The sequence below is a fragment of the Rhizobium sp. A22-96 genome (assembly GCF_053521805.1).
On sequence record NZ_JBNWDQ010000004.1, the window covers coordinates 120,129 to 140,345 of the forward strand.

The window sequence follows — 20,217 nt, forward strand, 5'->3', positions numbered from 1 at the left end:
AGGGGATCATGGATGCTTGGGGTCTTCGGCCAGCGCCGAGACCGCGACGATTTCGATGCCGCGCATGGCGGCTTCCTCGCTCCATTTGCTGATGGCGTCGACGCTTTCGTCGAAGGCGGAGGCAACGCCGATCGCCGAACCATTGCGGCGGGCAATGCGCTCCAGCTCGTCGAGTTTCTTCAGGATGGCATCTTGCTGCAATTCTCCATCAAGCTGCACGTCGGCAAAGGCGTGCGGCACCTCCAGCGTCTTGGCGAGGGTTCCGGACTTGGATTGGGCTGACGAACCGTCATCGAGGAAAAGCAGGCCGCGCTTGCCGACATCACGCAACACCGGCTCCATGGCGCCGGCATTCGACAGGAACCGGCCGCCGAGATAGTTCATCACGCCGGTATAATTGGTGATCTTGCCCATTGCCTTGTGCAGGTTGTCGATATTCTTGGCGGCGGATAGCGAGGTCAGAAGCGTGTCGGGACCCGGATTGTTGCCCGGATAGTCGAAGGGTTCAAACGGAACCTGAATCAAGATCTCGTGGCCGCCGCGACGTGCATCCTGCATCCAGCGCTGCAGGCTGTTGCCGCTGGCTGCGAAGGCAAGCGTTATCTCTTCGGGAAGCTTCTCGATGGCGCGCTGCGTGCCGGTCTGACTGAGGCCGAGACCGCTGACGACGATGGCAATGCGGGTGCCGCGGGCGCCGGACCAGGGTCTGGCATATTGATCCATCGGCCTCAGGCCGTTCGGCCCGGTGATCGGCAATTTGCCGAAGGGCGAATCCTCGAGCAGGCTGTCGTTCGGCGTTGCCGCCATGCGGGGATCCTGGCCGACCTGATTGGCATTGATCAGGACAGGCCCATTGCCGTCGCGATTGTTCGGGCTGAACATGGTGACGACGGAACCGTCATCGGTGACGACGCGCGAGGTGTTGGCGCCTGATTGCGGATCGACCTGTGTCAGGCCTGCCTGGCTGTTTGCCGCCGGCTTCGTCTCGTCCGATGGGGCCGGGTCTTCCTTCTTCGCCGCTTCGGTCGGTTGGGTTTTCCTGAGGTCGTCGCGCAACAGCGCCGAATAGAGGGAAAAGCCGGCGATCGCGATCAGGCAGAGGCCGCCAAGTATGCGCCCGAAAGGCGGAAGTCTCCGCTGGCGGCCGGGCCTGCGGTTCTGTCCCAGCGGTGCATGCAAATCCGTTCCCAAAGTTCTCATCCACCCAAGCGGGAAACTGTGCTGGCTCCAAGCATCCCGCTCTCATCGAAGCGAAAAAGATAGCGCAGACTTAAACTGTCAAAACTGACGAAACAGGTTTCGAACAAGGCCGCATTCATCCGGCCGAGTAAAGCGGGACGATACACTCTACCCCGCTCTCTTTCTATTGAAAGTGAAAGCGCCGGGTCTGTTTCCAGCCCGGCGCCATTTCCTTACTTGGCGGAAACCGCTTTTTCCGGGTTCGGCGGGAAGGACGGATCCGTCTTGGCGCCGCGCAGCAGGTCAAGCGCGTAGTTGAGCTGGATGTCGTCCTTCGGATCCGGCGGCACGTAGGCCGAGGAGCCGGAGCCTTTGTCGGTTTCGCTCTGGCCCTTGATGTGACCCGGAAGGCTGGATTCGCCCTCGGTCGTCAGCTTGCCCTTCAGATCATCCGGCAGCGGCTGGTCGACCTTGACGTCAGGTGTAATGCCGATGCCCTGGATCGAGCGGCCCGACGGCGTGTAATAGAGCGCCGTCGTCAGGCGGAGCGCGCCATTGCCGTCACCCAGCGGGATGATCGTCTGGACCGAGCCCTTGCCGAAGGACTGGGTGCCGAGCACGGTGGCGCGACGCAGATCCTGCAGGGCGCCCGCGACGATTTCCGAAGCCGAAGCCGAACCGCCATTGATGAGCACGATGATCGGCTTGCCATCCGTCAGGTCGCCCGGAGTGGCGTTGAAGCGGCGGGTCTCATCCGGGTTGCGGCCACGGGTCGACACGATTTCACCGCGCTCAAGCACATCGTCGGCAACGTTGATCGCCTGGTCGAGCAGACCGCCCGGGTTGAGGCGCAGGTCGAAGACATAGCCCTTCAGCTTGTCGGCCGGGATATCCTTCTTGATCTTGGCGATCGCGGCTTCAAGGTCTGGCGTGGTCTTTTCCGTGAAGGAGATGATGCGGATATAGCCGACATCGCCGCCTTCCTCGCGGGACTTGATGGCGGCAACCGCGATCACGTCACGAACGATGGTGAGCTCGATCGGCTTGTCGGCGCCCTTGCGCAGCAGCGTCAGCTTGATCGGCGTCTTGACCGGGCCGCGCATCTTCTCGACGGCGTCTTCCAGCTTCAGGCCACGTACGGACTGGCCGTCGATGGCAGTGATATAGTCGCCGGCAAGAACGCCGGCCTTGGCCGCAGGCGTGTCGTCGATCGGCGTGATGACCTTGACGAGATCGTTGTCCATGGTGACTTCGATGCCGAGACCGCCGAATTCACCCTTGGTCTGGGTGCGCATGTCTTCCGCATCCTTGGCATTCATGTAGCTCGAATGCGGGTCAAGCGAGGTCAGCATGCCGTTGATGGCGGCTTCGATCAGCTTGTCTTCCTGTGGCGGCGTCACATACTGGGCGCGCACGCGTTCAAAGACGTCGCCGAAAATCGACAACTCCTTGTAAGTGGAAGTACCCGCGGCTTCCGCCGGCGCCACCGCCGTATAGATAACGCCCATCGCGGTCGCACCCATCAATGCGCCAACGAGAACAAGAGAAGCCCTACGTATCATTGCGTGCCTTTCCAGTGTCTTTAGAGGTCCACCAGGGTCGAGAATCGACCGGCTTTCCATCTTTTCGGAATTCAATGTAAAGCGTTGGCCGATCCGTTTCCAGCGCCAATGCGGTCGCGCTCGCGACTCTTTTTTGGCCCATCGTGGCCAGCGGCTCGCCGGCGAAGACAAATCTGCCCGGACGCGTCTTGATCGCGTCCATTCCCGACAGCACCATGTGATAGCCGTCGCCGGTGTCCAAAATGATCATCTGGCCGTAGCTGCGAAACGCGCCGGCGTAGACAACCGTGCCGTCGGCGGGAGCCGTGACGAGCGCATCTGCACCCGTTGCAACGGTCAATCCCATTGCCGTGTGGCCGGTGCCGTCGTCGTCGCCGAACTGGCGGAGAATATCGCCCGCCACAGGCAGCTCCAACTTCTGTTTAAGGTCGGAGAAGGCATATGCGGGCGTAATGCGGTTTTTATCGGGCACGCCGTTCTCGGCCAGGGCCTTTGCCTGCTCGCGTTGCTGGTCTGTCAGCTGCCCCCTGCGAGCCTCTTCCGCACGTGCCGCAGCTGCGGCATCGCGGACCGAACCGATCTGACTTTCCAGCGAAGCGACGAGGCCTTCCAGGCTGGTTGCCTGGCCCGCAAGCTCCTCGGCGCGCTTGCGCTCGGCCTCGAGCTGGGCGGCATTTTCCTTGCTGTGCTTGTCGTTCTCGGCGACCAGCAGGTCCATGCGCCGCTCTTCCTCCATGCTGTTGGTCATGGTGGTGGTGAGGCTGGCCTTTTCGGCGGCGGCATCGGCATGCAGCTTGCTCAGATCCGTCAGGTCGGCGATGAGCTTGTCCGTCTCCTTGCGCATTCCGGGCACGACGGCCCCGAGCAGGATGGCGCTGCGCACCGAGGCGAGCGCGTCATCGGGCGTCACCAGCAGCGCCGGCGGCGGATTGCGGCCCATGCGCTCCAATGCCCCGAGAACTTCGGCGAGCAAAGCGCGGCGATCATGCAGGGAGGCGCGGATCTTGTCTTCCTTGACGGCGAGGTCTGTCAGCGTCTTTTCGCTCTGCTGAATCTTGCGGTCGAGATCCTTGCGGCGGGCGGCGCTGTCGATCAGCGCCTGGCGCAGGCTGGCGCTGCTCTTGTCGAGCGCGGCGATGCTGTCTTCCAGCTCTTTCGTCTTGTCGGAGGAAAGGTTGATCGTCTTCGACAGCGTTTCGAGTTCGGCGCGGGTTTCGTCGCGCTTGCGGGCGAGCTCGGCGGCCGGGTCGGGTGGCTGCTGTGCTGTTGGCGCCGTCGTCGAGGAGCGATCGTCGGGGGCTTGCGCAGTGGCATTGTTGGCTTCCTGCGCCTGCGCCAAATCTGTCGCCGAAAAAGGGGCTGCGATGTAGACGCCCGCGCCAAGGCACGCCGCCAGGGTAGGCAGCAGAAGGCGGGAAAGCATGGGCGAGGCTTTTCTCATCCAGTCGGTTCGGGCCTGGTCCCTTCAGATCGCGTGAAAACAAGCCGATTTGCCGCGATCACCTGGGAAGCATCATCAATTTTAAGGCGGGAATCAAAACACGCCTGTGTGAGCGTTTCGTTAACGCAAAAAGCCCGGAAGCCAAACTGTTTTCGAAGGAGCAGCCTACGGCGGCCCGAAGTCACACCCGGTGATAGGGGTGTCCGGACAAGATGGTGACGGCGCGGTACAGCTGTTCGGCGATGAGAATGCGCACGAGCTGGTGCGGCCAGGTCAATTTGCCGAGGCATAGGGTCATGTCGGCCTTGTCGTAAAGGGACGGGTCGAGGCCGTCTGCGCCGCCGATGGCAATCGTCAGATCGCGCTTGCCCTGATCGCGGAACGTGCCAAGCATGGCGGCAAAGGCTTCGCTGTCCAGAGCCTTGCCACGTTCGTCGAGAAGGATGAGGACGCCGCCTTCGGGATGCGCCTTTTGCAGCAGCCCGGCTTCCTCACGCTTGCGGGTTTCGCCGTTGGATGCGCGGCTTTCGGCAACTTCGGTCATGCGGACCAGTTCCAGGCCGATAGCCGGCCCGGCTTTGGCAAAGCGGTCGAGATAGCGAGCCGCAAGATCCTTCTCAGGGCCGGTTTTCAACCGCCCCACAGCAAAAAGACCTATTCGCATTCCCGCTCCAAGCATATCCGCCACGATGGCGGCACAAAACAAAACCCTTGCCGGACAGTCATGTCCGGCGATTGAGAGCTGCCAGCCAGGGCCGGGAACGGCGCTTTTTGAGCATTTTCGCATTCCGGATGGAAAACCGCTGTGCACTTTCCCAGGAAATGCGCGTCGCTCGGCTAGTGCAGCGTGCCTTCGTCGAGATCGGGTGCTGCCCACATCTTTTCGATGTTGTAGAACTCGCGGATCTCGGGACGGAAGACATGAATGATGATGTCGCCGGTGTCGATCAACACCCAGTCACCGCCATCCAGACCCTCGACGCGGGCATTGCCGAAGCCCTCGTCCTTGAGATCGGTCATGAGATGGTCGGCAATCGCCAGGACATGACGGCTCGATCGACCGGAGACGACGACCATATGGTCTCCGAGCGCAGACTTGCCAGCAATGTCGATGGTGACGATATTTTCGGCCTTGGAGTCCTCGAGGCTTACGAGGACGGCTTGCAGGGCGCGGGCAGCGGCATCGACGCCACGTTCCGAGCTCTTCGGGATAACGACAGGCGCTCTCCCCTTGGCGTGTACTGTTGTCAGTGCTCTTCCTTCCTTGAGTAACAGAACAGGCACATATGCGATCTGAGTCGATCACACCATAAAGATAGGCATCAAAGCATAAAGGTTTCAAGACGCAGGCGACGTTCTACAGGCCGCAAAGACAAGGATTTGTGTCTGAATGGGGCGCTTTCGCACCAGATATGGAGAATATTCGCACCGAAAGCCAAAAATCAGCCTTCCGGGCTCACTCCGTCGACAAGAATGAGGTTGCGGCTGAGGGCCTGATCGCGAACCTTAAGGGCAAGGGCATATTCCGGCGAGCGATACCAGATCCGCGCCTGCTCGATGTCGGGAAACTCGACGATGATGATTGCTCGCGGCAACCACTCGCCTTCCAATTGCTCCACATCGCCGCCGCGAACGAGATAGCGGCCGCCATAATGGGCTATGGAGGCGGCGGCGCGGCTTCGATAGGTCTGGAATGCTTCGGCGTCCTTGGCCGTGACGTCGGAGATGATATAGGCCGACATGGCTGCTCCCATCTACATGTTAGAGCATGATCTCGCATCGCTGTTGTTTCGGGCGTGGATGCGCGTGATTCTTCATGTCAGATAGGTCATCTGCGTCCCATGTACAGGCGCGCGAAGGCCGCGTATAGAAAAGTAGATCCAACATCCCAGATGCCATGACCGACACTCCGCAGCCATCGCTAAAGCCCATCCTTCGCATCCATTTTTCGGGGCAGGACCGACTTGGGCGCGGCAAGATGGAGCTTCTCGAGCATATTCGGGAGACGGGCTCGATCTCCGCTGCCGGCCGCGCCATGGACATGTCCTATCGCCGGGCGTGGCTGCTCATCAGCGAGTTGAACCATATGTTCCGGGAGCCGGTTGTCGAATCGCAACGCGGCGGCCAGAAGGGCGGCGGCGCGGCACTGACCCCTTTCGGCGAGGAGTTGCTGCGGCGCTTTCGCAGCATGGAGACGACCTTGCGTTCCGCCATAGCTGACGATCTGGATTGGCTCGAAGCCAATCGCAGCACGGACGATGCCCCGGCCGAGAAGCCCTGATCCACCCCTTTATTGTTCGAGCGCCACGGTCTTGATGATCGCATGGACTGGCAGGCCAGCTCGCAGGCCCAGCCGATCGACGGAGAATTGCGTGATGCGCGCAAATACGGCGTCCCCGCCGCAATCAACTTTCACCTCCGCCGTTCCATCGGCCATCATGGCGATATCGCGCACCACGCCTTCGAGGATGTTCAGCGCGCTGAGGCCCTCGGGCCTTGCGGTTGCCAGCATGACGTCGCGGGCGGGGATATGGACACGCACCGTCTTGCCGACGGCGGCCGCCTGGCCGGGCACGAAGAGCCTCGCCGCCTTCAAGGCCACGACCGTCAGGTTATGCCTGGTATCGATGTCCTCGACGCGGCCTTCCAGCAGCACGCCCGCCTCGCGCCGGTCGGCTGCCAGCGGGCCGGAAAGCTGGCTGAAGATGTCGGTCGCGGCGCCGATCGTCTCCACCTTGCCATCGCGCATGACGACGACGCGGTTCGCCAGCCGCGCCACTTCGGCGATCGAGTGGCTGACATAGATGATCGGTATCTTCGTCTCGTCGCGCAACCGTTCGAGATAGGGCAGGATTTCCGCTTTCCGGGCCTCATCGAGTGCTGCCAGCGGTTCGTCCATCAACAGCAGCCGGGGCGATGACAGGAGTGCCCGGCCGATCGCGACGCGCTGCTTCTCGCCGCCGGAAAGTTTGGTCGGCCTGCGGTCGAGCAGTGGGCCGATGCCAAGAAGATCGACCACGCCGTCAAAGCTCTCGCTGCGCTCACCCCTGGGTGCGAACCAACGGCCATAATTGAGGTTCTGCCGCACCGAGAGATGCGGAAAGAGGCGGGCCTCCTGGAAGACATAGCCGAAGCGCCGACGGTGGCGCGGAACGAAAACCTTTCCGTCGGTGTCAGCGAGCACGGTGCCATCAAGGCTGATGCGGCCATGGTCGGGCCGGATCAGGCCGGCGATAATGCGGATGATCGACGTCTTGCCCGAGCCCGAGCGGCCGAAAAGGGCTGTGACGCCGCCCTCGGAGGTGAATGTTGCCTCCAGCGAGAAAGCGCCGAGACGGTGGCGGATATCGACGGAGAGGGTCATTCGAAATCCACCCTCCGGCCGGCGAGATAGGCAAGAAATTCCGAGGCGAGCAGGGCGGCCATGGAAATGATGACGGCGACGATGGTCAGCCGCATCGCCCCGGCATCACCGCCCGGAACCTGGGTGAAGGTATAGATGGCCGAAGACAGGGTCTGGGTCTCGCCGGGAATATTGGAGACGAAGGTGACGGTGGCGCCGAACTCGCCCATGGCTTTGGCAAAGGATAGGATCATCCCGGCGATGACGCCGGGCAGGATGAGCGGCAAGGTTACCGTCAGGAAGGTCCATGCCGGGTTGGCGCCGAGTGTACCGGCGGCTTCCTCCAGCTTGCGGTCGACGGCTTCGATCGACAGACGGATGCTGCGGACCATCAGAGGAAAGCCCATGACGCCGCAGGCAAGGGCCGCACCCGTCCAACGGAAGGAAAAGACGAGGCCGAGATATTGGTCGAGCAATGAGCCGATCGGCCCCTTGCGGCCGAAGAGGATGAGAAGGATGAAGCCGGTCACGACAGGCGGCAGGATCAGCGGCAGATGAATGATGCCGTTGAGGATCGATTTGCCCCAGAAGCGGCCGCGCGCCAGCAGATAGGCGGCTGCGATGCCGAAGGGCAGGCTGACCAGCATGGCGACGATGGAAACGCGCAGGCTCAGCTCGATCGCCGTCCATTCGTCGCTGCTCAAACCCAATGCGTCCAAATCCCACCCCTTGAAACATCTCAGGCCCGCCATGGGTCGGCGAGCCTGATGGTTGAACTGTCATGCCTGAATTGCGGTGATGACGCTCACTTCTTCAGGATCGTGAAGCCCTCATGCTCGAAGAAGGGAACAGCCTTAGCCGATTTCAGATAGTCGAAATAGGCCTGGACGTCGGGGTTCTTGCTGCTGGCGGTGATGGCGATCGGGTAGACGATCGGCGGGTGGCTGTCCGCCGGGAAAGTACCGACGACGGCAACGCCCGGATCTGCCGAGACGTCGGTCTGGTAGACGATGCCGTAGGGGGCTTCGCCGCGCGATACGAGCGCAAGGGCAGCGCGTACGCTTTCGGCGCCGGCGACCTTCTTTTCAACGGAAGCCCAGACGCCCAGCTTTTCCAGCGCCGTCTTGCCGTATTTGCCTGCCGGCACCGATTCCGGCTGGCCGATCGCCAGGCGGCCATCGCCGAGAAGGGCTGCCAGATCGAAGCCATGTTTGATGTCGACGGGCTTCGCCTTGTCCTTGGCGGCGACCAGAACGAGCTTGTTGCCGAGGAGGTTCACCCGGCTGTCGTCCTTGATCAGCTTCTTGCCGGCGACATAATCCATCCAGTTGGTGTCGGCGGAAATGAAGACGTCGGCGGGCGCACCGTTTTCAAGCTGCTTTGCAAGCGGTCCGCTCGCGGCATAGGAGACGGTGACCTCCTTGCCGGTTTCCTTTGTGAAGGCGGCATCGGCATTATCGAGCGCGTTCTTCATGCTGGCGGCGGCAAAAACCACGATCTTGTCGGCGGCGAGCGCCGGCGTCGGAATGACCGACAGGCCGAGCCAAGCGGCTGATATTGCGGCGGTTGCAAGTTTGATCCATCGGCGTCTATTCGTAGCCATCTTATTTCTCCCCAAAGATGTCGACATGTTTCGAGAGATATAACGACGGGCGAAACTTGGCTAGGGATGTGTTTGGAAAAATATATCGTGTCATGAATGCGTAACCCCACGAATTTTATGGGTTTTCTATTCTGCGGTGCATATTAAGGCGCCTAGATGCTGCAAAAACGCATGACTGGATTCGCCCACCGGATTGGCGAACGCTCACGAAACAACACGTAACGTTACGAACCGTGGGTTATCGCGATATTTGGTGGATGCCTCGATCATGAGAATGCGCCTCGAACGACGCGCGATTTGTGAAAGAAGCGTTTTTTGGGCAGAAATTTTTTGAAGCCATGTATCTAATGCATTGCTGCATTGCGCAATCGGCGATTTATTATTCGGCGGAAGCTGCTAAAACATAAGCATCGAAGCGGCGATCTCCTCCTCCCAATGCCGCTAGATATGGATCAGCAACTATCCTCCTCCCAGTTGCTGATCAGGATTAAAGCCCGACGGATCCTCCTCCCCCGTCGGGCTTTTCATTTTTAAATCTTCCCAAAAATTCCGTTGGTTATTGTCCTGCGCGCAAGGCTGTCGAGCTGAGTGTCGATCTTGGCCCATGGATGAATGTCCAGGCCGGCGCCTGTCTCTTCCAGAGCACGCGGGCGTCATCCTCGTCGACGCGCGCGTAGTGAAATGTCTTTGCCATCTTGGCGGAGAGGTAGGACAGCGTCGATCCTGGCCGGTCGATGACGGCGATGGGGAAGGTACGAGCGATCTCCTGCCATTTTTGCCAGCGATGGAACGTATTGAGGCTGTCGGCACCCATGATCCAGATGAAATGCACCCGGGTGTTGCGCGCCTTTATATGCGCCAGCGTATTGGCAGTGTAGCTCAGCCCAAGCGTCTGTTCGAACGCCGTCACCTTGATACGCGGATCGCGGGCGACCATTTCGCTGAGTGCAACACGTTCGGCCAGCGGCGCAAGGTGATTATGATTCTTCAGCGGATTACCCGGCGTCACCATCCACCAGAGCTGATCGAGGCCGAGCCGGCGAATGGCGATCTCGGCCACAAGCGCGTGGCCGCGATGCGGCGGATTGAACGAGCCGCCGAAAAGACCGACCACCATGCCGCGCTCGGCATGGGGCATGCGCAGATAGCGTTGATCGATCTCTTCTTTCAGCACGTCAGGGCCGTATCTGTCCGGCGCCGCGCACGCGATATTTGAAGGATGTCAGCTGCTCGACGCCGACAGGGCCGCGGGCGTGCATCTTGCCGGTGGCGATACCGATTTCCGCGCCCATGCCGAATTCGCCGCCATCGGCAAATTGCGTCGAGGCATTGTGCAGCAGGATCGCCGAATCGATCTCGGTGAAGAAGCGCCCGACGACATCGGGATCTTCGGCGATGACGGCCTCGGTATGGTTGGACGAATATTTGCCGATGTGATCGATGGCGCCGGAAATGCCGTCGACGAGGGCAACCGAAATGATCGCCGCCAGATACTCCGTCGTCCAGTCCTCTTCCGTTGCAGCCTTGAGGTCGGGCTCAAGGCTGAGCACGTCAGCCGAACCGCGGATTTCGCAGCCTGCCGCGGCAAGCCCGTCGAGCAGTGGCTTGAGGTGCGTGGAGGCGACCTTCCTGTCGACCAGCAAAGTTTCCGCAGCACCGCAGACGCCGGTGCGACGCATCTTGGCGTTGACGACGATGGATTTTGCCATGTCCAGATCCGCCGAAGCGTCGATATAGATGTGGCAAATACCTTCGAGATGGGCAAAGACCGGCACGCGCGCCTCGGTCTGCACACGGCCAACCAGGCTCTTGCCGCCGCGCGGCACGATGACGTCGATATTGCCTTCGAGCCCGCGCAGCATGGCGCCGACGGCGGCGCGGTCGCTGACGGGCACGAGCTGAATGGCGTATTCAGGCAAGCCTGCCGCCTTCAGCCCCTCGACGAGGCATTCATGGATCGCCTGCGAGGAGCGGCGCGAATCGCTGCCGCAGCGTAGGATAACGGCATTGCCGGCCTTCAGGCACAGCGCGCCGGCATCGGCCGTCACGTTGGGCCGGCTTTCGAAGATGACGCCGATGACGCCGAGCGGCGTGCGGACGCGCTCGATCTTCAACCCGTTCGGCCGATCCCAGGCGGCAATGACTTCGCCGACCGGATCGGCCAGTGCTGCGATGGCGCGAATGCCTTCGGCCATCTCAGTGACGCGCTTGTCGTTCAGCGTCAGGCGGTCGACGAAGGAGGCGAGCATATCAGTGCCTTCCACGTCTTTCAGGTCCTTGGCGTTTTCGGCAAGGATATGGTCCTTGCGAGCGAGAATGGCGTCCGCCATGGCGGCAAGCGCCTTGTTCTTGCTCTCTGTCGAAGCGAAAGCCAACGGTCGCGACGCAGCCCGGGCCTTGCGGCCGATATCGTTCATCAGCGCGTCGATGTCGGGGCTTTGTGCGACAGTATCAAGCATGGGCTTCATCCCTATTCAATTTCTCGGCCTTCGTCTTGACGGAAGCGGTCATGACGAGGTCGTCGCGATGCACCATGGCGGCGCGGCCGGCATAGCCGAGGATGGCCTCGATCTCCGCCGATTTGCGGCCGGTGATCTGGCGCGCCTCTTCGGCGTCGTAGCCGGCGAGGCCCCGGGCGATTTCACGGCCGGTAGGACCGATGACGGCGACCGTGTCGCCGCGGCCGAAATGGCCGACGACGTTGCGCACACCGGCGGGCAGCAGGCTCTTGCCAGCGCCGAGCGCGGCCACCGCGCCCTCGTCGACATGCAGTTCGCCGGCGGGCTGCAGCTGTCCGGCAATCCAGGTTTTGCGGGCAGTTACGGGCGTGCCCGAAGGGGCGAACCAGGAGGAGCGCGCACCGGTTTCAATTGAGTTGAGCGGGCGATCGGTCTTGCCTGACGCGATGATCATGGCGCAGCCGGCGCCGGTCGCGATCTTGCCGGCATCGATCTTGGTGCGCATGCCGCCGCGCGACAGTTCAGAAGCGGCGCCACCGGCCATGGCCTCGATCTCGGGCGTGATCTCGGCGATGGTTTCCAGGAACCTGGCTTGCGGATCGAGATGCGGCGGGGCGGTGTAAAGTCCGTCGATGTCAGACAGCAGCACCAGAAGGTCGGCGCCGGTCATGGTGGCGACGCGGGCGGCGAGGCGGTCATTGTCGCCATAGCGGATTTCGCTTGTGGCGACCGTGTCGTTCTCGTTGATAATAGGCACGGCGCCGATTTTCAGAAGCTGGTTGATCGTGGCGCGGGCGTTCAGATAACGGCGGCGCTCTTCGGTGTCGCCAAGCGTCAGCAGGATCTGGCCGGCGACGATATCGTCATGCGACAGGCTTTCCGACCAGGCGCGGGCGAGTGAAATCTGCCCGACGGCTGCTGCCGCCTGGCTTTCCTCGAGCTTCAGTGCGCCGGAGGGCAGGTCGAGCACGGAACGCCCGAGCGCGATTGCGCCCGAGGAGACGACCAGAACATCAATGCCCTTGGCCTTCAATGCGGCGATATCGGCGCACATGCCGTCGAGCCAGGATTTCTTCAAGCCGGTCTTGCGATCGACGAGAAGGGCAGAGCCGATCTTGATGACGATGCGGCGGTAGCGATCGAGCGGCTTGCGGGCGGTCATCCCTGCTGATCCCCGTCCTCGTGATCCTCATCCGCATCGTCGGAGGTCTGCAGGTCGCGATGGCGCACCTTTGGTGCCTTCGCCGGCCTGCCGGCCTCACCCGCATTGGCTTCGACGATGACGTCGCGCAGCGCGCGCAACACTTCGGTCATGCCGCGGCCGGTGATGGCGGAAATCTGGAAAGGTGTCTTGCCGCAGGCCCGCGCCAGCTCGCGCGTCTTCTTCTTCAGCGTTTCCTCGTCCACCACGTCGATCTGCGACAGTGCGACGATTTCAGGCTTGTCGGGAATGCTGTTGCCGTAGGCTTCAAGCTCGTGCTTGACGGTCTTGTAGGCCTTGCCGACTTTCTCTTCCTGGGCGGAGACCAGATGCAGCAGCACGCGTGTGCGCTCGACATGGCCGAGGAAGCGATCGCCGATGCCGACGCCTTCATGCGCACCTTCTATCAAGCCGGGAATGTCGGCCAGGATGAATTCCTGGCCATCGATGGTAGCGACGCCGAGATTGGGGTGCAGCGTCGTGAACGGATAGTTGGCGATCTTCGGCCGGGCACGGCTGACGGAGGCCAGAAAGGTCGATTTGCCGGCATTCGGCAGGCCGACGAGACCGGCATCGGCGATCAGCTTCAGTCGCAGCCAGATGGTCTTTTCTTCGCCTGGCAGGCCGGGATTGGCCCAGTCGGGCGCCTGATTGACCGAGGATTTGAAATAGGCGTTGCCGAAGCCGCCATTGCCGCCCGGCGCCAAGCGGAAGCGCTGGCCTTCCTGGGTGATGTCGCAGATCAGGGTTTCACCGTCTTCCTCGAAGATCTGCGTTCCCACGGGCACCTTCAGCGTCACGTCTTCGCCCTTGGCGCCGGCGCGATTGCGGCCCATGCCATGCGTGCCGATGGTCGCCTTGAAATGCTGCTGATAGCGGAAGTCGATCAGCGTGTTGAGACCGTTGACGGCCTCGACCCAGACATCGCCGCCGCGGCCGCCATCGCCGCCATCCGGTCCACCGAACTCGATGAATTTCTCGCGCCGGAAGGAGACGCTGCCCGCGCCGCCGTCGCCTGAGCGAATATAGACTTTTGCTTCATCGAGAAATTTCATCTTACGTCCGTCACCCGGTGTCGGCGCATATCCCTTCGGATCGAATGGGATTTAGAAAAGCCTATGCGCTCTTTAATCGATTTCAGCCGCCCTTTGCGCATCCATAAGCGCGCATCGCCCGGCCATTTACCCGTCATGTCGCCTTCGATATAGGCGCTTCGGGCTGAGGTCAAAGAATATCGTGCAACCGACACGCCATAACATCAAGAACAGCGCGATCGGTGTGGCGCTATCGCCGGTTGGGCCGGCGATAGCGGGTTTTCAGGGCTTCAGGCTGCCTGCGAGAGCCGCAGCGCGCCCGGCCTCAATACGGTTTCGATATGCGGAACCATGGTGTTGCGGGCGAAGCTGTAGATCTCCGAGCAACCGGTGATCTCGAAGCCGAGCTTCTGCTGCAGCTTGAGCGACGCCGGATTGTCGGCGAAGGCGCCGGAATAGACGGCGACTTCGGGCATGCGGCGGGCAAAACGTTCGAGCGCAGCCTTGACCGCTTCGGTCATGATGCCTTGCCGCCAGTAGAAGCGGTTCAGCCAGTAACCGAGGTGCCAGCGGCCGTGGCGGAGCTCAATACCGACGCAGCCGATATGGGCATCATCCCGCTCGGTGATGGCCAGTTCCCAGTCGATGCCCAGGCCGGAGGTGTGCTCGACCAGCCAGTCGAGCGCATCCTGCCGGTCATAGGGCGCGGGGACACGGGCCAGCATGCGGGTGACGGCGAAATCCGAAAGCGATTCCGCGATCATATCGGCGTCGCTGAGCCGGTGCGGGCGCAGCGTCAGTCGGCCGGTCTGGATGACCGGCGTCGGCCCGGGCGTCAGGGTACGGTCGTTGCGACGGGTGAGGGCGAGCGCGTTCATCTCATGCCTCCCCAGCTGCGTAACGATATCCAGGTCTTGCGATCGAGCCTGTACCATTCGACCGGTACGGTGCTGCCAAGCGCCAGGGATGCGGCGAGGCCAGACCCCTGAAACTGGAAGCCGCACTTCTGCACGACCCGTCTCGATGCGACGTTCATGACCCGGCAACGGGCATCGATCTGCGCGACGTTTTCACGCGTGCGGAAGACCATGTCGACCAGAGCGTGGGCCGCTTCGGTCGTATAGCCCTGGTTCCAGTAGGGCTCGCCCAGCCAGTACCCGATCTCGACCGTGCGTGGATCACCGGTGGGCTCGACCCCGCAGCAACCGAGAAAGGCGCCGTTGTCGGCTTTGGTAATCGCATAGACGCACTTGCCAATCTCGCCAAGCTTCGTGCGTCGCACGAAATCGGCGGCATCATTGGTCGTATACGGGTGCGGCATACGCGATACCATAGTAGCGACATTGGCGTTGTTGGCGAGATGGGCAAGGGCGTCGATGTCTTCTTCGTGGGGCGCGCGCAGAACGAGCCTTTCCGACAATAAGACGGGGCAATCGGTCCTTAACCTATCCGGCCTCAGCCGTTCTTCGGGAGACCTTGATTGGTCTTCCCTTAACAATTCGCCTTGCATGGTTCAGTCCTCCTTGGTTGAGGGTAAAGAAAAAGGGGAGATGGCGCCCCATCTCCCCTTTTTTCTTGACTGAACATTTGTAGCGTCAGCCGGGTCGATGAGACGCCGGCTGTTTTAGAGCGCTACCGGCTTATTCCGCTGCTTCCGCTTTCGGCATTACAGACACGTACACGCGGCCATTGGCCTTCGTACGGTAGTTCACGTTGCCCGCCGTAAGCGCAAAAATCGTGTGATCCTTGCCGAGGCCAACGTTGGAACCCGGATGCCACTGCGTGCCGCGCTGACGCACGATAATGTTGCCTGCGATGACGGTTTCGCCACCGAACTTCTTCACGCCAAGGCGCTTGGATTCAGAATCACGACCGTTGCGCGACGAACCGCCAGCTTTTTTGTGTGCCATTGGAGTTCTCCTTTAAACCCTGATCCCGTTACTTACTTGGCAGCCACGATGTCCGTGATACGGACAACAGTGTGGTGCTGGCGATGGCCGCGCGAACGCTTCGAGTTCTGACGACGGCGCTTCTTGAAGGCGATGACCTTCTTGCCGCGGTTGTGCTCGACCACTTCGGCCTTGACGGAAGCGCCCTTGACGAAGGGAGCACCAATCGCAGCGTCGGCGCCTTCGCCGATAACGAGGACTTCGGTGAATTCTACGGTGCCGCCGGCGGTGACTTCGAGCTTCTCGATGGTCAGCACGTCGTTTGCTGCCACACGGTACTGCTTACCGCCGGTCTTGATGACTGCGAACATTTTTTATCCTTTCATGTTCGTTCCGGCTCTCTCGCCTTGAGGACGAGCGGCCGTCTTTTTATCAGTCGAAACTTAGCAGGGATTTCAAAGGCTTGCTGCCCTCGAAAGGATCTGCCGGTGAAACCTTGCGCAAGGCAAGGCTGGCAAGGCACGGACTTATCCACACCTATTGCGCCGCACGGGATATATAAGCATCCCTGATCTGTCAAGGCAAAAGGATGAAAAGCTTTCATATTCGCCCTTGCCATCCCCCCCGACTGTCGCTATGAGACAGCCCGCGCCTGACAGCGCCGACCAGCATAACCGGAGAGGTGGCAGAGTGGTCGAATGCACCGCACTCGAAATGCGGCATGCCTGCAAGGGCATCGTGGGTTCAAATCCCACCCTCTCCGCCATAATCTCCCAGAAGCACTGAAAACGCTCAAAAGCTTGGGCTGTAAGGGTTTTGTAACCGTCGCTTTGGTACACAAAGGCGGTCCACATGGTCCTGAAAATGTCACGCCCAACTCGACATCCCGTAACCGGCATCTATCAGTTTCGAAAACGCGTTCCAGAACATCTGATTCCCCTTATTGGAAAGAGGGAGGAAAAGGTGAGCCTCGGTACCCGCGACCCTCACGAAGCTAAGATCGCTCATGCCCGGATTCTCGCTGCCACGGAGGCTAGGTGGCGGCAGTTGGCTGCTGGGGTAATTTCCCTTTCGCAGAAGCAGGCTGTTGCCATGTCAGGGGAAATCTATCGAGCGATGATCGCCGAAAACGAGGATGATCCTGGACCACCTCATCTTCGAGAGGCCGGCCTTATTGCCGACTACTTCCATTTGCGGCCCGAAAAGGTCAAGGTCGTCCCCTTGAGCAAGAATAATGCTCTCGTGGAGCAGGTTCTGGAAGCCTATCGGACGCGGCGCAATGATAGGGCGATCAACGATTATCTGAAACGTCATGGGTATCGCCTGGACGAGTCCAGCCTCGTGCTCCTCCGCAATGCCGTTGCGTACGCCGTGCTTCAGGCAAAAGAGCACTTGTTGAAATTGGCGAATGGAGACTATCGCCCCGATCCGGATGCCGATCGGTTTCCCAAGTTGGACCTGACAGCCAAGAAGAAAGACGCATCCGACTTAGGGAAGTTCGCCCTGGCGCAGGTCTTCGAGGACTATGTTGCCGAAAAGAAGATCGCGCCTCCGTCATACAAAAAGTGGAAAGGTATAATTGCTAAAGTTGCCGCGGAGGTTCCCGATATCCGCGACCTAACGGGCGATTGGATCGTAGACTGGAAAGACCGCCTTCTGAAGAAGGGGTTAAGTGCCGTCTATGTCAGAGATAGCCATCTAGCCAGTCTGAGAGCCACCTGCGCATGGGCGAAAGCCAATAAGCGGATTGTAGCCAACCCGCTTGACGGGATAAGCGTGGCGGTCCCAAAGAAGACGACTACCCGTCAAAAATGGTTCACGCCCGAAGAAGCCGCGATCATCCTCAAAGGTTCGCTATCCGCTCCTCAGCCACGAGCTACACGGGAAATGGCAAATGCTCGCCGCTGGGTTCCGTGGCTTTGTGCTTATACGGGAGCACGAGTGGGCGAGATTGCACAGTTACGAAAAAAAGATATTCAGACGCATGACGGTCATCTGCTTATCTGGGTAACTCCGGAAGCGGGCTCGACTAAGGATAAGAATCCTCGATTCGTCGGTATCCATCCACATCTCCTCGAACAAGGCTTTGCTCAATTCGTCAGAGCGCAGTCCCACGGGCCACTATTCTACGATCCAGCCAGATTTAGGGGCGGTAAAGCTGGAAACGCGCAATACAATAAGGTCAGCGAACGTCTGGCTTCATGGGTCCGCGAGCTTGGTGTCAATGATCCGCGCATCAGACCAAACCACGCCTGGCGTCATCTCTTCAAAACTAAGGCGCGGAGCGTGCGTATGGATGTCGGTGCTCGCGACTACATGCAAGGTCATGTTCCCGCCACCGAAGGCGAAGCGTATGGAGGCTACGAGCCCCACGTCCTCGTGCACGAGATATCAAAGCTTCCACGATTCCAGCTTGATTGATCGGCATCGCCGGAGCGCCTGCGCGACGGCGATAAGACCAGGTCGCCCCGCGAGGGGCGTGAGGCCCTCCCCCGGGGGAGGGCCGCAGCACCGTCCTTTGGACGGGGTGGGGGCATTAAAGCATTTGTGCCTGAGGACAGCGCCACATCTTTTTCGGATACAGAGCTGATTTTCGGCGCTTGACCCATGCTCGGTATCGGCTGACCATGAAAAAACCGCCATCAACGGGCTCGCAACCCTCCGGCGGTTTCTCTCAAGGAATGTTCGATAATGATGAACGATCTTGAAATTGTTGTAAAGCCGCCGTTGACGGCTGAGTGACCGCCAGGCTGGGACATATCCCAGCCAAGCCGACATCACCCCCAACCCTCAGACTCAAATTTGTTGACAAGCTCTTCGCTGACAAGGGCTTTGCTTTCGATCCCTACGAAGACGCACAGACGCGTATACGTCCCGCCGTCCCGCAGCCTTCCCCGCTTGTTCAGGACATGATTGCGGCCTCGGTGGCGCGCGCCCGCGCCCGTATCGCCGAAGGCGATGAGCAAGCCGAAGGCGCGCAGGTAAGGCCCAAAAAGGGCCGCCTCGGGAGTGGAGGAGCTACGGTTCCACGCAGTGGGAACGGAGGTCATACGCTCCCCCGCCAGGTTGCCCAAGCCTCTCTCCCCGGATCATCCACGGTAAAACGATGGAGCCTTCTATCCAAAATCCAACGGCTCTGCCGACCCGCCGAGGAAGGCGCTCGCGGCCCTGCCGTCGTCGGTTGCGGTATGCCAGGACATGACGCCACCAGCGTCAACATCCATCTCCGCACCGCGGCGGAAACGGGTGAGATACGCGCCGGCGTTTCCGGCATCTTCCGATGTGGCTCGCCGTGGCTCTGCCCCGTCTGTGCCACGAAGAAAGCCCATGACCGAGCCGAGCGGGTTCAGGCTGCCGCCAATGCCACGTTCCAGCGCGGAGGTCGCGCAGCGCTCGTGGTGCTCACCGCATCCCACTCGCTCGACATGTCGCTTGCCGACATCAAGACCCTCGTAGCAACCGCCTCCAGCATCGCCCGGAAGGGCCGCGCCTGGACGAAAACGGTCAGGGACTACGGTATTCTGGGCGTGGTCGTCGGTCAGGAAGTGACGTATAGCCTGACGAACGGCTGGCACTACCATCAGCACCTTTCCGTCATGGTGGACGGCCCCGAAGGCGAGGGTGCCGAGCTCTACGAGTTTCCCGACGCCTACGAGCGCGCCGAGGCGGCGGGCGCATGGATCGCGAGGGCCTACGCTGAGCAAGTCCGCGCCAGAGGTGGCAAGGTTTCGGATCGGCACGGCTGGCATGTCCGGGTTGCGCGGGATGCCGCCGACGCAAGCGATTACACGGCCAAGGGCAGCATGGCGTGGGAGATCGCTGGAGGCCATAAGGACGAGACCAAGGCCGAGACGTCGCTGACACCGTGGGATATCGCCGTAGCCGCGGCGGACGGAGACGCCGCCATGTTCGCCCGCTGGCGGGAATACATGGAAACCATGCCCGGAACGCGCTCTTGCGTCGTATCCGCCGCGCTCGCCAAAAAGCTCGACATTCCCTCGCTGGCCGACGACGGCGAAGGCGGCGAGCAGATGTTGCACGATAGCGACGAAGTCGTGGGCCGTGTAGAAGCGCCCATGTGGCGCGTCTGGATGCGCCACGGTCTCGCGGCCACCTTCCTGTCACGCGTCGAGTTCGGCGGCGAGGAAGGTTTTGACGCCGCCCTGGAGGCCACCGAGCAGGATGCCGCGCCGCTCGAAGCTGAATATCAACGGCTCCGGGCAGAACGTTGCTTCGCCCGTCAGGCCGAGCGACGCGAGCTGGATCGCGCCGACCGGGATACGGCCTTCGCCAAGGCTTATGCGCTCGACCGTCTCCGACGTCTCGCCGATCGTCACGGTTCGAGGGATCGCATCGCCCGCGTGATCGCGGAAGCTGCCGCGGTGTTCCCCGCGGCCCGTCCGCTCGAAGCGGTCGAACTATACAAGGCGGTTGCATAAAAGGAATGCCGATCCGGAGGCAGTTGTCCCGGTTCCCCCGTGCCGGTGGCGCTATGCTGAACCTCCT

General features: G+C 61.1%; 20 protein-coding genes and 1 tRNA gene. 4 read left to right on the forward strand and 17 right to left on the reverse strand.

Annotated features, from left to right (window positions below; translation table 11 throughout):
* Positions 1–6: 6 nt before the first annotated feature.
* From ACQZ6F_RS18875 to ACQZ6F_RS18900, 6 genes are all read right to left on the reverse strand, one after another.
* The gene (locus ACQZ6F_RS18875; RefSeq protein ID WP_449094048.1) at positions 7–1,191 is read right to left on the reverse strand and encodes a divergent polysaccharide deacetylase family protein; all 1,185 of its coding nucleotides are present in this window, start codon (positions 1,189–1,191) and stop codon (positions 7–9) included.
* Positions 1,192–1,412: 221 nt separating this feature from the next.
* On the reverse strand, positions 1,413–2,741 hold the full coding sequence (locus ACQZ6F_RS18880; RefSeq protein ID WP_449094047.1) for a S41 family peptidase: 1,329 nt from the start codon (positions 2,739–2,741) through the stop codon (positions 1,413–1,415).
* Complete coding sequence (locus ACQZ6F_RS18885; RefSeq protein WP_449094046.1) at positions 2,731–4,164, reverse strand: murein hydrolase activator EnvC family protein; 1,434 nt, start codon at positions 4,162–4,164, stop codon at positions 2,731–2,733. Before ACQZ6F_RS18885 ends, ACQZ6F_RS18880 begins: the two co-directional genes overlap by 11 nt.
* Before the next feature lie 199 nt (positions 4,165–4,363).
* The gene (rlmH, locus tag ACQZ6F_RS18890; protein ID WP_449094045.1) at positions 4,364–4,846 is read right to left on the reverse strand and encodes a 23S rRNA (pseudouridine(1915)-N(3))-methyltransferase RlmH; all 483 of its coding nucleotides are present in this window, start codon (positions 4,844–4,846) and stop codon (positions 4,364–4,366) included.
* Positions 4,847–5,019: 173 nt separating this feature from the next.
* Positions 5,020–5,466 carry a ribosome silencing factor gene (gene rsfS / locus ACQZ6F_RS18895; RefSeq protein ID WP_068390257.1) on the reverse strand — a complete coding sequence of 149 codons (447 nt, stop codon included), beginning with the start codon at positions 5,464–5,466 and terminating at the stop codon, positions 5,020–5,022.
* A 158-nt stretch (positions 5,467–5,624) separates the two neighbouring features.
* Complete coding sequence (locus tag ACQZ6F_RS18900) at positions 5,625–5,924, reverse strand: DUF1330 domain-containing protein (protein ID WP_449094044.1); 300 nt, start codon at positions 5,922–5,924, stop codon at positions 5,625–5,627.
* Positions 5,925–6,079: 155 nt separating this feature from the next.
* Here ACQZ6F_RS18900 and ACQZ6F_RS18905 point away from each other — a divergent pair, with 155 nt between their 5' ends.
* Positions 6,080–6,463 (forward strand): winged helix-turn-helix domain-containing protein, encoded by a 384-nt coding sequence (locus ACQZ6F_RS18905; protein WP_449094043.1) that lies wholly within the window; start codon positions 6,080–6,082, stop codon positions 6,461–6,463.
* Between the two features lie 9 nt (positions 6,464–6,472).
* On the opposite strand, the gene modC is transcribed toward ACQZ6F_RS18905, so the two are convergent.
* From modC to rplU, 11 genes are all read right to left on the reverse strand, one after another.
* Positions 6,473–7,546, reverse strand: coding sequence for a molybdenum ABC transporter ATP-binding protein (modC, locus tag ACQZ6F_RS18910; protein WP_449094042.1), 1,074 nt, complete (start codon positions 7,544–7,546; stop codon positions 6,473–6,475).
* Positions 7,543–8,244, reverse strand: a complete 702-nt coding sequence (modB, locus tag ACQZ6F_RS18915) for a molybdate ABC transporter permease subunit (protein ID WP_077470452.1) — start codon at positions 8,242–8,244, stop codon at positions 7,543–7,545. Before modB ends, modC begins: the two co-directional genes overlap by 4 nt.
* An 86-nt stretch (positions 8,245–8,330) precedes the next feature.
* On the reverse strand, positions 8,331–9,128 hold the full coding sequence (modA, locus tag ACQZ6F_RS18920; protein ID WP_449094041.1) for a molybdate ABC transporter substrate-binding protein: 798 nt from the start codon (positions 9,126–9,128) through the stop codon (positions 8,331–8,333).
* Between the two features lie 556 nt (positions 9,129–9,684).
* Complete coding sequence (locus ACQZ6F_RS18925) at positions 9,685–10,266, reverse strand: nicotinate-nucleotide adenylyltransferase (protein ID WP_246662488.1); 582 nt, start codon at positions 10,264–10,266, stop codon at positions 9,685–9,687.
* Between the two features lie 37 nt (positions 10,267–10,303).
* Complete coding sequence (locus ACQZ6F_RS18930) at positions 10,304–11,587, reverse strand: glutamate-5-semialdehyde dehydrogenase (protein ID WP_449094040.1); 1,284 nt, start codon at positions 11,585–11,587, stop codon at positions 10,304–10,306.
* A complete protein-coding gene (gene proB, locus ACQZ6F_RS18935) occupies positions 11,580–12,749 on the reverse strand; it encodes a glutamate 5-kinase (protein WP_449094039.1) in 1,170 nt (389 codons plus the stop codon). Before proB ends, ACQZ6F_RS18930 begins: the two co-directional genes overlap by 8 nt.
* On the reverse strand, positions 12,746–13,843 hold the full coding sequence (gene obgE, locus ACQZ6F_RS18940; protein WP_068390237.1) for a GTPase ObgE: 1,098 nt from the start codon (positions 13,841–13,843) through the stop codon (positions 12,746–12,748). Before obgE ends, proB begins: the two co-directional genes overlap by 4 nt.
* Positions 13,844–14,112: 269 nt before the next feature.
* Entirely contained in the window at positions 14,113–14,700 is a 588-nt protein-coding gene (locus ACQZ6F_RS18945) for a GNAT family N-acetyltransferase (protein ID WP_449094038.1), read from the reverse strand.
* A complete protein-coding gene (locus ACQZ6F_RS18950; RefSeq protein ID WP_068390233.1) occupies positions 14,697–15,332 on the reverse strand; it encodes a GNAT family N-acetyltransferase in 636 nt (211 codons plus the stop codon). The genes ACQZ6F_RS18945 and ACQZ6F_RS18950 overlap by 4 nt, the downstream gene beginning before the upstream one ends.
* A 130-nt stretch (positions 15,333–15,462) precedes the next feature.
* Positions 15,463–15,732 carry a 50S ribosomal protein L27 gene (rpmA, locus tag ACQZ6F_RS18955; protein WP_007790980.1) on the reverse strand — a complete coding sequence of 90 codons (270 nt, stop codon included), beginning with the start codon at positions 15,730–15,732 and terminating at the stop codon, positions 15,463–15,465.
* Positions 15,733–15,764: 32 nt separating this feature from the next.
* The gene (gene rplU, locus ACQZ6F_RS18960; protein ID WP_004127263.1) at positions 15,765–16,082 is read right to left on the reverse strand and encodes a 50S ribosomal protein L21; all 318 of its coding nucleotides are present in this window, start codon (positions 16,080–16,082) and stop codon (positions 15,765–15,767) included.
* Positions 16,083–16,387: 305 nt separating this feature from the next.
* On the opposite strand from rplU, the gene ACQZ6F_RS18965 reads away from it, so the two are divergent.
* From ACQZ6F_RS18965 to ACQZ6F_RS18975, 3 genes are all read left to right on the forward strand, one after another.
* Positions 16,388–16,477: transfer RNA gene (locus tag ACQZ6F_RS18965), tRNA-Ser, on the forward strand.
* 86 nt (positions 16,478–16,563) lie between these two features.
* Positions 16,564–18,132, forward strand: coding sequence for a DUF6538 domain-containing protein (locus ACQZ6F_RS18970; RefSeq protein WP_449094037.1), 1,569 nt, complete (start codon positions 16,564–16,566; stop codon positions 18,130–18,132).
* A 767-nt stretch (positions 18,133–18,899) separates the two neighbouring features.
* Complete coding sequence (locus ACQZ6F_RS18975; RefSeq protein WP_449094036.1) at positions 18,900–20,150, forward strand: hypothetical protein; 1,251 nt, start codon at positions 18,900–18,902, stop codon at positions 20,148–20,150.
* Positions 20,151–20,217: the final 67 nt, after the last annotated feature.